Source organism: Streptomyces chryseus, assembly GCF_014650755.1.
In the GTDB taxonomy this organism is placed as follows: domain Bacteria; phylum Actinomycetota; class Actinomycetes; order Streptomycetales; family Streptomycetaceae; genus Streptomyces; species Streptomyces chryseus.
Map to the genome: position 1 here is coordinate 42,914 of NZ_BMVO01000012.1, position 12,144 is coordinate 55,057.

Sequence of the window (12,144 nt, forward strand, 5' to 3'; positions counted from 1 at the left end):
ACATGGCACACAGGGTGGAACTCCCGCTCCGGTGACCTGGCCGGACGCCCATGTCGCAGCGCGAGCGTGGCTCGGCGCGCCGGGCGAACGGTCCAGGGTCAGCTGCTTCGGGGCGGTGTGAGCTTGTCGAGGTCCAAGCTGATCTCGAAGGGGACCGGGCGCTGGAGGGTTCCGCGGAAGATGCCGGCGGGCGCGTAGACGCCGGTCGGCTCGTCGAGCTCGTAGACGTGCACAGCGGGGACAGTGTCCTCATCTTCGATGCACCAGTAATGCCGGATGCCGGCCTCGGCGTACTTGCGAAGCTTGACGGTCCGGTCGCGGTGGGCGGATTCCGGCGAGACGACCTCGACGACGAGCTGGACGTCTTCCGGAGCGAACCAGGTGCAGTCGGGGTCGTACGGGGCCGTGGTCACCACGAGGTCCGGTTCGGGGCGGTTGCGGGCATCGAGGCGGATGGTCATCTCTCGGCCGACTCTGCAACCGGCCGGGGCCTGTGTTCTGAGGGCCAACGTCAGGTCGGTGACGATCTCTCCGTGCCACCAGCGCTGGGGCGACATCATGAATACGAGTGCTCCGTCGATCAGCTCGGTGTGGCGCGGTGCTTCCGGGAGGCGGTCGAGGTCCTCCGCGAACCAGCCTTCCGCACGCGGCGGGCGCATCCAGTCGGGCAGTTCGGTCATGAGCCAACCCTAGCGATTGCAGCCGCCGCGAGGGGTGCCGCCCGGCTACTGGGAGGAGGTGGGCGCGCGGCGGAGATGCTGGGGCTCGAACGGAGCCGGGAGGGGTGCTGGTGGCGGGGCGCCGAGACGCGGGTGGGCGTCATCCGGGCCGCACTCGTACCCGGCTCGCCCGGTGCGTCGTACGCCGATCCCGGGAGCCGGGGTGCTGCGGCCGATGGGGGACATCGGCAACCGGAGGGACGGCGGAGCGGCTGAGCCGGACATCGCCCGGAGGCCGCCGCGCCGCTGGTGCCCGAAGGGGTGGCCACCGGTCGCACTCGGTACTTCCTCCGCTCGGGTGGCGACGGGGCGGTCACTTCGGGGCCGGACCCGTCAGGGGCCGGCCCCGGCGTGTGGATGCGGGAGGTCAGATGGCCAGCGGGGCTTTCGGGGCGAGGGCCGCCGCGATGCGCTCGGCCACCTGTTCGGCCACGCTGCCCTCGGGTGTCTTCGCCGTCTTGGTGGCGGAGACCGCGATGGCGAGGCGCTCGGACGGGCGATACGCCTGGATCGCCCCGTAGCCCGCGAACGACGGGTTCTGGAGCACCCAGTCGTTGACCACGATGACACCGAGACCGAAGTGCTTGGCCTTCGTCTGCTTCAGGCAGATCGTGGCCGGGCACTTGGCGGTCGCGTGGCCGAGGCCGACCGTCCCCGGGTCGAGGAAGGTGCGGTGGGCGTGGGGCGGGAGGAGTTCGCCGCTGCCGATGGCGTGCGCCGAACGGGCCAGGTCGCAGATGTGGGTGGTGATGACCGCGCCGGGCGCGGTGGTCCACGACGGGTTCCAGAAGGTGGACTCCTCGTAGATGCCGCGATCGGACGTGAAGGCGTGCAGGACCGGGCGCGGGATGTCGGGGGTGGAGTTGTTCCGCGTGTCGCGCAGGTCCAGCGGACCGATGACCCGCTGCCGCAGCAGCTCGTCGATCGGGGTGTCGGTGATTTTCTCCAGCGCGGCGATCAGGAGTACGTAGTTGGCGTGCGAGTAGCTTCAGTTGGTGCCCGGCTTGTACCAGAACGGGTGGCTGAGGGGGTAGGTGACGAGCTCCTTCGGGGTCCACTGGCGGAACGGGTGCACCTCCAGCGCCGCCAGGAACGCCGGGTCGGTGACGTAGTCGTGGAGGCCGGTGGTGTTGCCGGCCAGCATGCGCAGGGTGATCTTGTCGGCCTGGGGCAGACGGGGCAGCCAGCGCTCCACGGTGTCGTCGAGACCGACCCTCCCCTCCTCGACCAGCTGCAGCAAGGTCGTGCCGATGGAGGAGAAGGCCACCGAGCCGGCCCGGAAGTGCATGTCCGGCTGAGCCGGGACGTCGGCCATGGACTCGCCGAGCGCGTCGGTGAGGACCTCGTTCCCGTCGACGGTGACCCGTAGCTCCACGGACTTCAGGCGGAGGTCGGCCTTGGTCTTGCGGGCGATGTCCCGGATGCGGCGGGCCTCGCCGCCGAGGGGCCCCTCGGTCCGGACGCATGCGCGGCCGTCGCGGCCGTCACGGTTGTCCTGCGGCCCGGCGAACGTGGGTGCCACGGCGGTCTGCAGGGCGACGGCGAGGACGGCGGCGCACAGGGTCCTGCGGGCGCGCGCACGGGGGCGCGTGCGCGGGGAGGGGGAGGTGCGTGTCATGCCCGCACTGTGACGAGAAGAGGGACCGCAATACGGAGAGAGCACTCCGTAACAGCCCAAACCTGCCCATGTGGTGCAGGAGGGTCGTGCCGGCGGTGGCGTGCGCGACCCCCTCGTACGCGCGACAAGGCGTCAGGAGCGTCCGGCCACCCGGGCGACGAGCACCTCGAACTCCTCGATGCTGCGCGTGATCACCCGTGCCTGCGCCGTGGCCTTCTCCCGTACCGCCGCCACCGCCCCGCGCGAAGCCGCCAGCGCCTCGCGGTCGGTGTAGAACGCGCCCACGGAGGCCCGGCCTCCGGCGCGGTCCACCAGCAGCGACACCCCGGCGAAGCCCGGGATCTTCCGCAGTCCGGGCAGGGCGGCCTCGCGGAACGTCTCCACCAGCCGGTCCGTGTCGGCCGGATCGAACTCCAGGCGGACCAGCCGGAACCCCGCACGCGGCCCCAGCGACTCCGGAGGGCTGACGACCGCCGCCTCCCAGCTGTCGGTGGCCACCGTCCCCGCGAACGGCGCGAGCAGCTCGGCGCGGCGCTCGCGCAGGTGGTCGTCGCTGGCCCGCAGGCTCTCCTCGTCCTCCCACCACGACCCCACCAGGAGCTTCCCGAGCTCGCGGTCCACGAACAGGCCCATCCCGCGGTAGCCCGGCTCCTCCGACAGCAGCCTGCGGCCCTCGGTGCTGATGGCTTCGGCCACGCTGTCGAGCCGGGCCGGATCACCTGTCGCGTAAGTGGTGCGAACGTACATGGCGCCCTCTCCTGTGGTCCGGCGGCCTGTCTGCGACACGCCCCGCTCGGCGCGGGAGCCCCTGACGAGCCGCCCGCTGTGCTCCATGCGACGGGTGGAGGCCGCGGGAATCAAGGCGGCGAGGGCGTTCGGGTGACCGCGCGCGCTGTGGAGTGGAGGGCCTGGTCCAACCGGCGGAGCATGGAAGACGGAGCCCGCTCCGGCCCGCGGACCGTCGGTGGTGACCTGGCGGGCGGCAGGAGGACAGTCAGATGACGGAGCAGACGCTCGACCCGGTACGGCAGGAGCAGTTCGCGGAGCGGATGCTTCACCTGCTCAACGACTCCTGCCTGGGGTACCTCTGCAGTCTCGGCCACCGCACGGGGCTCTTCGACGTCATGGCCGGTCTGCCGCCGTCGACGAGCGCGCAGATCGCCGAGGCCACGCGTCTCGACGAGCGGTACGTACGCGAGTGGCTCGGCGGCATGACCGTCGGCGGCTTCGTCGAGTACGACCCGGCGCACGCCACCTACCGGCTGCCGCCCGAGCACGCCGCATCCCTCGTCCGCGCCGCGGGACCCGACAACCTCGCCTCCTTCATGCAGGATTTGGCGCTGCTGGGCAATGTCGAGGACAAGGTGCTCGACTCCTTCCGCCGGGGCGGCGGCGTCCCGTACTCGGCGTACCCCCGCTTCCAGGAGCTCCAGGCCGAGGAGACGGCGCGGGTGTACGACGCGGCGCTCGTCGACGCGATCATCCCGCTGGTGCCCGGCCTCCCGGAGCGGCTGAGCGAGGGCATCGACGCGCTCGACATCGGCACCGGGCAGGGCCACGCCGTGAACGTGCTGGCCCGGGCGTTCCCGGCGAGTCGGTTCCTCGGCGTCGACATCTCCGACACCGGGATCGCGGCGGCGCGCGAGGAGGCGGAGCTGCTGGCGCTCGACAACGCCAGGTTCGTGGTGTCCGACACCGCCGAACTGGCCGGGTCGTACGACCTGATCACGGCCTTCGACGTGATCCACGACCTGGCTCGCCCGGAGCGCGCACTGTCGGCCGTGGCCGGCGCGCTGCGGGAGGACGGGGTGTTCCTGATGGGCGACATCGCCGCCTCCAGCAGGCTGGAGGAGAACCTCGGCCACCCGCTCGGCCCGACCCTCTACACGTTCTCGGTCTTCTACTGCATGACCGTCTCGCTCGGCGAGGGCGGCGCCGGGCTCGGCACGGTCTGGGGCAGGCAGCGGGCGCTGCAGATGCTCGGCGAGGCCGGGTTCGACGATGTGCGGGTGCGTGAGGTGGAGGGCGACATCCTGAATGTCTACTACGTGGCCCGCACGTCCCGCCGCTGAGCCGGCGCCCGGCCTCCGGGCCCGCCGGAGCGGCCCCGGCCCCTGGCGGGGTGACGTCAGACCGGGGCGTTCGGCAGGAGCCCGAGCTGGCCGAGGAAGTCGAGCTGGTCGAAGTAGAGCCGGTAGCTGACGATCTTGCCGTCCCGGACCGTCGCGATGTCGCACCCGCGCACCCTGACGTCCCGGTGCGTCGGCTCCAGGCTCTCGCCGGAAGGCAGCACCAGCGGGCCGGTGTTCCTGCCGGTGAAGAAGCCCTCGTCGATCGCCGTGTCGCCCGACTCGTGCTCGTACACCGACTCGTACACACTGTCCGGCAGTGCGTCCGTCATCTGACGCCAGTACTCACCGATGTTCTCCCGCCCCCGGACCTCCCCGTCGGGGGTGATGGCGACCGCGTCCTCCGCGAAACACTCCATGACGGCTTTCAGATCCGTGCCCGAGGTGAGCGCCTCCGTCAGCCGGTCCATGACTTCCCGTGCCTGCCCCATGATCCACCTCCAGATTCGGTGTGGTGCATATGGCGTGTTCGTCCCATTTTCCCATAGGGAAGCGACGCGTGCGAAGACCTGGCGGGCCCGGGCCGGAGCCGGAGTGCTCGACGGTCGGCGAGGCGGCGGCGGGGGCGGTCAGGTGAGGGTGAGCAGGGCGGCGATCGCCGGGCCGAAGGCGCCACCGAGCTGGTAGCACAGGTTGAACAGCCCGATCACCGTGGGGCGTTGGGACTCCGGGGCGGCCTGGGTCGCGTACACCGCGAGGTTCGCGTTGCCCAACGTGGTCGTGAGCACGGCCGCGGCCGCCGCGAGGAGGAGCAGCGGCGCCCAGGTGCTCACGGCGGCCGTCACCGGCGCCAGCGCGCCCAGGGTGAACAGGAGGGCCAGGACCCTGCGCCGGCCGAGCCGGGCGGAGACCGCGGCGAGGGCGAGGGAGACGAAGGAGCCGGTCAGCAGGGCGACGAGCTGGCCGGTGCCGATGGTGGCGGTGGACCAGTCGGTCCGGGCGGCGAGGAGCTGGGGGACCGCGAAGAGCAGCGTGAAGTACGACGTCGCCAGGGCGCACGCGGGCAGCGCGGCCAGCAGGAAGGCCGGCGTGCGCAGCAGCGCGGCCGGCACGAAGCCGTCGGGGCGGGTGCGGACGTGGGCCGCCAGGGCCGCACCCGCCGCGAGCGCCGCGCCGGCCGCCGGCAGCGGGTGGTGCGGCAGGAGGACCAGTGCGGTCGCCAGCGCCACCAGCAGTGATGCGCCGCGCGCGTCGAAGGGGGTGGCCGGGGGCGGCGTCGTACGGGGAGCTCCCCGGGTCACGGCCGGAAGGGCCGCGAGCGCCAGTACGGAGACGGTGAGTGACACGCGCCAGGAGAACGCGTCGGCCAGCAGGGACCCGAGCAGGGGTCCGGCCGCGCCCAGCACGCCGAACCCGGCGGTGATGACGCCCATCCGGCGCACCGACCCCGCCAGGCTCATGGCCGAGGTGACGAGACCCGCGCCGCCCACCGCCTGCGCCGCCCGGCCCGGCAGGGCGAGCGCCATCCAGGGCGTGAGCGCCACGAGCAGGGTGCCGGACAGGACCAGGACCGTACTCACGCGCAGGGTGGCGCGCAGACCGCGGCGGCGCAGCAGGCTTGCCATCAGCGGGGTGCCGACCGCCATGGCCCACGCGAACACCGTGACGAGCCACGTGACCGACGCCGTCCGGATCCCGAACGCGTCGGCCATGTCGGGAAGGATCAGGACCGGGCTGTTGGCGCCGGCGGCCACGGGCGTGGCGAGGAGCGCGAGCCAGAGGGCCGGGATCTGCCGCGCCGGTGCGGGGCCGGTCGGGGCGGTGGCGGCGGTGGGTGCGACGGCAGGGTGCGCGGGGGACTGGGCGGGGGCGCGTTCGGGCATGGGGACTCCCGTTGGTTCAGGCTTGATAATCTCAACGTTGAGATAAAACAGGCTGCTCCTCTCAACGTCAAGTGTCTTAACGTTGAGATTCCGTACGTTGAAGGGAATGAGGCATGAGCGACGCGGTGGACGCGATCATCGGCCAGTGGGTCGCCGAGCGGCCGGACCTGGAGGACGACCTGTGGCCCGTACAGGTCCTCGGGCGGCTCCAGCGCCTCGGCCGCGTCCTGGACAAGGAGTTCAGGACGTTCGCCGCCCAGCGCGGCCTCGAACTGGGGGAGGTCGACGTCCTCACCACGCTCCAGCGCTCGGGCCCGCCGTACGCGCTGCCGGCCGGGGCGCTCCTCAAGGCCGCCATGGTGACCTCCGGCGCCATCACCAACCGCATCGACCGCATGGAGGCCAAGGGGCTGGTGGAGCGCGTCCGCGAGGAGAGCGGCGGCGACCGGCGCACGGTGCGGATCCGGCTCACCGAGCACGGGCACGAGGTCACCCGCGCGTACATGGCGGACCACCTGGCCAACGAGGCGCGCATGCTCGGCCCGCTGGGCCGCGAGGAGAGCGAGCGCCTCGCCGGTTCGCTGCGCGCGCTGCTGGTGTCCCTCGGGGACACGTCGATCGGCTAGGGGCGGGGCAACGCCCCCGGTCCGCCCCTCGAAGCCCCGCCGGGCAGGGCGCGCCGCTGTCCGGACGAAGCCCCGCCGGGCGAGGCTTCGCGGCTATCCGGCGGCCAGGCCCGTCTTCGCGCCCGCGCCGCACAGGGGGACCACCGTGGCGCCGGCCACCCGGCCCGGGTCCGCGGTGACCGCGGCCCAGCAGGCCGCCGCGGTCGACTCGACGAACAGCCCCCGGGCCGCGAGGTCCAGCTGGGCGGCTCGGATCCGCGGCTCGGTCACGGTCAGGAAGGTGCCGCCCGACTCCCGTACGGCGCGCAGGATCTGCGCGGCGCGCGGGGGCCGCGGGATGGCGATGCCCTCGGCGAGGGTCGGCCGCGCGGGCGCGGGCGACGCGCTGACGGCGAGGTCCTGCGCGCCCGCGTGGAAGGCCGCCGCCAGGGGCGACACCGCCTCGGCCTGTACGGCGACCAGTGCCGGGCGGCGGTCGACGAGCCCGTGGGCGTGCAGCTCGTTGACCGCGAGCCAGGCGCCGAGCAGCAGCGTGCCGTTGCCCACGGGGACGACGAGGGTGTCGGGGAGCCGGCCGCCGAGGTCCTCCCACAGTTCGTAGACGTACGTCTTGGTGCCGTGCAGGAAGAACGGGTTGTGGACGTGGCTCGCGTAGAAGGTGCCGGGCTCGTCGGCCGCCGCCCGGCCGGCGACCGCCGCCGCCTCGCGGTCGCCGGGGACCAGGACGACGTGGGCGCCGTGTGCCCGGATCTGCTCGGTCTTCTTGGGCGAGGTCGCCTCGGGGACGTACACCGCGCAGGGCAGTGCGGCCCGCGCGCAGTACGCCGCGACGGCCGTCCCCGCGTTGCCGCTGCTGTCCGCGACGACGCGGGCCACCCGGCCGGGGCCGAGGCGGCGGGCGAGTTCCACGAGCATGACCGCGCCACGGTCCTTGAAGGACAGCGTCGGCATCAGGAAGTCGAGTTTGGCCGAAACGTGGTCGGTGAGGGGGACGAGCGGAGTGCGGCCTTCCCCGAGCGTCAGGCCGCCCGCCGGTCCGGCGAGCGGCAGCGCCTCTTCGTAACGCCAGAGTGAATTCACCCGGCCCGCGAGGGACTTCAGCGGTACCGGGGAGGAGGGCGCGAAGTCGAGATCCCAGGTGCCGCCGCAGGTGGGACAGCGCCAGGCCGGGGATTCGACCGGAGCGTGTGAGCCGTCGGCCGGGCAGCGGTACGCCAGGGGCGCGGGCCGAGCCGCCGAAGGGGCCGAAGCTGTCGGGGTCCTCATGGCGGAAGCCTAGGCGGCGCGGTGATCCGCGCGGGCTCGTGTCGGCTGTGTGGCAGGCGTATTGCGGGACCGATTTGACTCTTGTGGGATTCCTATGGATGCGTCAATCTTTCGCCTGTCGGCAAGGCGTGGGAAACGACGCGGACTCCGCAGCGTTTGTTTGTCATGCTCCTGTCGTGCCGCCGTACCGCGTACCGCCGCACCGCCGCACCACCCCCCACCAGCGCACCGCCAATGAGGAGGACCCCTCACATGTCCGTGATGCGTAGTTCCCGGCGAAGAGTTGTCGCAGTCAGTGCCACCGCCGTCGCAGCCCTCGCGCTCGGCGCGGCCTCCGCCCTCCCCGCCAGTGCGGCCGACGCCGCCGAAGGGCGGATCCTGAACGCCGGAGCCCCCGGCACCATCGCGGGCAGCTACATCGTGACCCTCGACGAGGCGGCGGCCGACGCCGGTTCGGCGGAGGGCAGGGCGCTGGCCAAGGAGTACGGCGCCAAGATCAAGAAGACGTACACCGCGGCTCTCAACGGGTACGCCGTCGAGCTGTCCGAGGCGCAGGCGAAGAAGTTCGCCGCCGACCCGGCCGTCGACGCCGTCGTGCAGAACCGCACCTTCACCGTCAGCGCGACCCAGCCCAACCCGCCGTCCTGGGGCCTGGACCGCATCGACCAGAAGGCCCTCCCGCTGAACCAGAGCTACACCTACCCGGACACCGCCGGTGAGGGCGTCACGGCGTACGTCATCGACACCGGCGTACGCATCACCCACAGCGACTTCGGCGGCCGTGCCTCCTACGGCTACGACGCCATCGACAACGACAACACCGCGCAGGACGGCCACGGCCACGGCACCCACGTCGCCGGCACGGTCGCGGGCGGCGCGTACGGCGTCGCCAAGAAGGCCAAGGTCGTCGGCGTCCGCGTCCTCAACAACCAGGGCTCGGGTACGACCGCCCAGGTCGTCGCGGGCATCGACTGGGTGACGAAGAACGCCGTGAAGCCGGCCGTCGCGAACATGAGCCTCGGCGGCGGCGCCGACGCCGCCCTCGACACGGCCGTACGCAACTCCATAGCCTCCGGCGTCACCTACGCGGTCGCCGCCGGCAACGAGAGCACCGACGCCTCCACCAAGTCGCCCGCCCGGGTGGCCGAGGCGATCACGGTCGGCGCCACCACCAACACGGACGCCAAGGCCAGCTACTCCAACTACGGCAGCATCCTCGACATCTTCGCGCCGGGCTCGTCGATCACCTCGGCCTGGAACACCAGCGACTCGGCGACGAACTCCATCTCCGGTACGTCGATGGCCTCCCCGCACGTCGCCGGCGCGGCCGCCCTGTACCTCGCGGCCAACAAGACCGCCACCCCGGCCCAGGTCTCCGGCGCGCTGACCTCGGCCGCCACCACGGGCGTCGTGACGAGCCCGGGAACCGGTTCGCCGAACCGTCTGCTGTACGTCGGCACCGGCACGACCCCGCCGCCCGGCAAGAAGTTCGAGAACCTCACCGACTACGCGATCAGCGACAACGCCACCGCCGAGTCCCCGGTCACCGTCAGCGGCATCACGGGCAACGCGCCCGCGACGCTGAGCGTGCCGGTCGACATCAAGCACACGTACATCGGTGACCTCAAGGTCGACCTGATCGCCCCCGACGGCACGGCGTACCCCCTCAAGGGCTACGGCACCGGTGGCAGCAGCGACAACCTGATCACCACGTACACGGTCAACGCCTCGTCCGAGGTGGCCAACGGCACGTGGAAGCTGCGGGTCAGCGACAACGCGGCGTACGACACGGGCAAGATCGACTCGTGGGCGCTGCAGTTCTGACGCGCTGAACGGATGAGCGGGGGCGGTCGCCGGGGCGGCCGCCCCTTGCGCGCGCCCGTACACCGGCCTGCCCCTGCCCCCGCCCGTCCGCGAGCCGACGCGCCGCGTACGCCCGGGCCCTGACGCTGCGTCGTCGGACTGGGGTGCGGCGGGCGGAGAAGGGGGCGAAGCCACGCGGAGGCCGACTCGGGTCGCGGGGCGGGGTTCCGTCCGCTATACCCCCGTAAGCCCCTGCGTAAAGACAAGTCATCACTTCGGGTGAAACTTTGGCCTGCGCTTGCGGTCAACAACCCACGGTTGCCAGGCTGTTGCTGTCTGTCAACCTGATGGGAGTGGCCAGTGACATTCGGTGAGCAGCCGGCCTATCTGCGCGTCGCCGGCGATCTGCGGCAGAAGATCGTCGACGGTTCCCTGCCACCTCACACTCGGCTCCCGTCGCAGGCCCGCATCCGCCAGGAGTACGGCGTCTCCGACACCGTGGCGCTGGAGGCCCGGAAGGTCCTGATGGCGGAAGGCCTGGTGGAAGGCCGTTCCGGCTCCGGTACGTACGTACGGGAGCAGCCCGTCCCGCGCCGCGTCTCCCGAGGGGGCTATCGCGGGACGGTGCCGCCCACGCCCTTCCGGCAGGAGCAGTCGGAGGCCGGCGCGCGCGGCACCTGGGAATCCAGCAGCGAGCAGGAGGAGGCCGCCGCGTCCATCGCCAAGCGGCTCGGCGTCCAGGAGGGCGACCGGGTGATGCGCACGCGGTACGTCTTCAGGGACGCGGGCGAGGCGATGATGCTCTCCACCTCCTGGGAGCCCCTGGCGGTGACGGGGCGTACGCCCGTGATGCTGCCGGAGGAGGGGCCGCTGGCCGGCTGCGGCGTCGTCGAGCGGATGGCGGCCATCGACATCGTCGTGGACAACGTGGTGGAGGAGGTCGGCACGCGCCCCGGGCTCGCCGAGGAGCTGCTGCGGCTCGGCGGCGTCCCGGGGCACGCGGTGCTGGTCATCGAGCGGACGTACTACGCGTCCGGGATGGCGGTGGAGACGGCCGACGTGGTGGTCCCGGCCGACCGCTACCGGATCGCCTACCACCTGCCCGTGAAGTGACCGGGGGCGGGCCGGGTGCGGTGGCGGCCGGATGGGCGGGCAACGGGCAACGGGCCCCGGGCGGAAGGGAGTTCGGGGTGGCGGGCGGCCGGCGGCTGACTCCGCGGTAGCGGTGGGCCGGCGTCCGGGGGCGCGCCGAGGCGTGGGGGGAGGGGCGCACTTTTCGGGGTGCGCCCCCTTCGGCATGGCTGGATGCGTACCTCTTTGTGTAAATGCGTATCCGCTGAGTAAAGGTCAGGCGTACGCTCGGGCATATGCGGATTGCGGTTTCCTGGAGATCCTTAGAGGCGAGTGCACCGGCGGACAGGAGCGCGAAGTGAACGACAGCGGCGCTGTGCTCCCCTGGCTGGTCATACGGCAGGACGACAACGGCAACCGTTACCGCGTCGGCCGGTACGCGACGAGGGCCGAGGCGCAGAAGATGGCCGACAGCCTCGACGCCCGCGGCCACAAGCAGCTCTACTGGGTCGAGCGGATAGGGCAGAGCGTCCAGTAGGACCACCATGCGCCGGGCGCTGTGGACGCCGTAGGCTCCGGCCATGACTGATCGTGTCGTGGTGGTGGGCGCCGCCCTGTTCGACGAGGGCCGGCTGCTGGCCGCGCGTCGCAGCGCCCCGCCCGAGCTGGCCGGCCGCTGGGAGCTGCCCGGCGGCAAGGTGGAGCCCGGTGAGACCCCGCCGCAGGCGCTCGTACGGGAACTGCGCGAAGAGCTGGGCGTCGAGGCGGACGCCGTGGAGCGCATCCCCGGCGAGTGGCCGCTCAAGCCCGGCTACGTCCTGCACGTGTGGACCGCCCGGCTGCTGTCCGGCACGCCCCGCCCCCTCCAGGACCACGACGACCTGCGCTGGCTCGGTCCGCACGAGGCGGACAGCGTGGACTGGCTCCCCCAGGACCGCCCCGCCGTCGCCGAGGCGGTGCGCCGTCTGAGCGCGCTGCCGGGGTCCGCCGCGCAGGCCTGACGCCGCGTCGCCGGGCCCCGCTGCCCGGGGCGTGCGAGGAACGTCCGTACGCCGTTCGTGCCACAGTGCGTCCGGGTCGGGGATAGCC

11 protein-coding genes and 1 pseudogene are annotated in these 12,144 nt (G+C 72.4%); 6 read left to right on the plus strand and 6 right to left on the minus strand.

The genetic code is table 11. The annotated features are described in order from the left end of the window. Window positions 1-98: 98 nt before the first annotated feature. The 3 genes and pseudogenes from IE185_RS19080 to IE185_RS19090 form a co-directional block, all read right to left on the minus strand. Window positions 99-680: a Uma2 family endonuclease gene (locus tag IE185_RS19080; protein ID WP_138899298.1), complete on the minus strand. Its 582-nt coding sequence runs from the start codon at window positions 678-680 to the stop codon at window positions 99-101. Window positions 681-1,086: 406 nt separating this feature from the next. Next, window positions 1,087-2,337, minus strand: a pseudogene (locus IE185_RS19085) (serine hydrolase domain-containing protein). 132 nt (window positions 2,338-2,469) lie between these two features. Continuing rightward, a complete protein-coding gene (locus IE185_RS19090; RefSeq protein WP_138898324.1) occupies window positions 2,470-3,084 on the minus strand; it encodes an antibiotic biosynthesis monooxygenase in 615 nt (204 codons plus the stop codon). A 251-nt stretch (window positions 3,085-3,335) separates the two neighbouring features. On the opposite strand from IE185_RS19090, the gene IE185_RS19095 reads away from it, so the two are divergent. Next, window positions 3,336-4,409 carry a class I SAM-dependent methyltransferase gene (locus IE185_RS19095; protein ID WP_138898325.1) on the plus strand — a complete coding sequence of 358 codons (1,074 nt, stop codon included), beginning with the start codon at window positions 3,336-3,338 and terminating at the stop codon, window positions 4,407-4,409. A 56-nt stretch (window positions 4,410-4,465) separates the two neighbouring features. On the opposite strand, the gene IE185_RS19100 is transcribed toward IE185_RS19095, so the two are convergent. Then, on the minus strand, window positions 4,466-4,897 hold the full coding sequence (locus IE185_RS19100; protein ID WP_138898326.1) for a nuclear transport factor 2 family protein: 432 nt from the start codon (window positions 4,895-4,897) through the stop codon (window positions 4,466-4,468). Window positions 4,898-5,035: 138 nt separating this feature from the next. Next, window positions 5,036-6,289 carry an MFS transporter gene (locus IE185_RS19105; protein ID WP_189715611.1) on the minus strand — a complete coding sequence of 418 codons (1,254 nt, stop codon included), beginning with the start codon at window positions 6,287-6,289 and terminating at the stop codon, window positions 5,036-5,038. A gap of 113 nt (window positions 6,290-6,402) precedes the next feature. Between IE185_RS19105 and IE185_RS19110 the strand changes: the two genes are divergently transcribed. Continuing rightward, a complete protein-coding gene (locus IE185_RS19110; protein ID WP_138898332.1) occupies window positions 6,403-6,915 on the plus strand; it encodes a MarR family winged helix-turn-helix transcriptional regulator in 513 nt (170 codons plus the stop codon). Between the two features lie 93 nt (window positions 6,916-7,008). Here the strand turns inward: IE185_RS19110 and IE185_RS19115 are convergent, their stop codons facing one another. Then, the gene (locus IE185_RS19115; protein WP_138898333.1) at window positions 7,009-8,181 is read right to left on the minus strand and encodes a pyridoxal-phosphate dependent enzyme; all 1,173 of its coding nucleotides are present in this window, start codon (window positions 8,179-8,181) and stop codon (window positions 7,009-7,011) included. A gap of 252 nt (window positions 8,182-8,433) precedes the next feature. Between IE185_RS19115 and IE185_RS19120 the strand changes: the two genes are divergently transcribed. The 4 genes from IE185_RS19120 to IE185_RS19135 all read left to right on the plus strand — a co-directional run bounded on the left by IE185_RS19120 (window position 8,434) and on the right by IE185_RS19135 (window position 12,056). Next, window positions 8,434-10,005, plus strand: a complete 1,572-nt coding sequence (locus tag IE185_RS19120) for a S8 family peptidase (protein WP_138898334.1) — start codon at window positions 8,434-8,436, stop codon at window positions 10,003-10,005. A gap of 339 nt (window positions 10,006-10,344) precedes the next feature. Beyond that, window positions 10,345-11,097, plus strand: a complete 753-nt coding sequence (locus IE185_RS19125; RefSeq protein ID WP_138898335.1) for a GntR family transcriptional regulator — start codon at window positions 10,345-10,347, stop codon at window positions 11,095-11,097. A 316-nt stretch (window positions 11,098-11,413) separates the two neighbouring features. Then, complete coding sequence (locus IE185_RS19130; RefSeq protein ID WP_138898313.1) at window positions 11,414-11,593, plus strand: SPOR domain-containing protein; 180 nt, start codon at window positions 11,414-11,416, stop codon at window positions 11,591-11,593. A 43-nt stretch (window positions 11,594-11,636) separates the two neighbouring features. Continuing rightward, entirely contained in the window at window positions 11,637-12,056 is a 420-nt protein-coding gene (locus IE185_RS19135) for a (deoxy)nucleoside triphosphate pyrophosphohydrolase (protein WP_138898312.1), read from the plus strand. The last annotated feature ends 88 nt before the right edge of the window (window positions 12,057-12,144 follow it).

What these genes read in the sequence shown, in the direction of transcription:
- IE185_RS19080 (WP_138899298.1), bottom strand. Translation starts at nt 680, where the DNA reads ATGACCGAACTGCCCGACTGGATGCGCCCGCCGCGTGCGGAAGGCTGG.
- IE185_RS19090 (WP_138898324.1), bottom strand. Translation starts at nt 3,084, where the DNA reads ATGTACGTTCGCACCACTTACGCGACAGGTGATCCGGCCCGGCTCGAC.
- IE185_RS19095 (WP_138898325.1), top strand. Translation starts at nt 3,336, where the DNA reads ATGACGGAGCAGACGCTCGACCCGGTACGGCAGGAGCAGTTCGCGGAG.
- IE185_RS19100 (WP_138898326.1), bottom strand. Translation starts at nt 4,897, where the DNA reads ATGGGGCAGGCACGGGAAGTCATGGACCGGCTGACGGAGGCGCTCACC.
- IE185_RS19105 (WP_189715611.1), bottom strand. Translation starts at nt 6,289, where the DNA reads ATGCCCGAACGCGCCCCCGCCCAGTCCCCCGCGCACCCTGCCGTCGCA.
- IE185_RS19110 (WP_138898332.1), top strand. Translation starts at nt 6,403, where the DNA reads ATGAGCGACGCGGTGGACGCGATCATCGGCCAGTGGGTCGCCGAGCGG.
- IE185_RS19115 (WP_138898333.1), bottom strand. Translation starts at nt 8,181, where the DNA reads ATGAGGACCCCGACAGCTTCGGCCCCTTCGGCGGCTCGGCCCGCGCCC.
- IE185_RS19120 (WP_138898334.1), top strand. Translation starts at nt 8,434, where the DNA reads ATGTCCGTGATGCGTAGTTCCCGGCGAAGAGTTGTCGCAGTCAGTGCC.
- IE185_RS19135 (WP_138898312.1), top strand. Translation starts at nt 11,637, where the DNA reads ATGACTGATCGTGTCGTGGTGGTGGGCGCCGCCCTGTTCGACGAGGGC.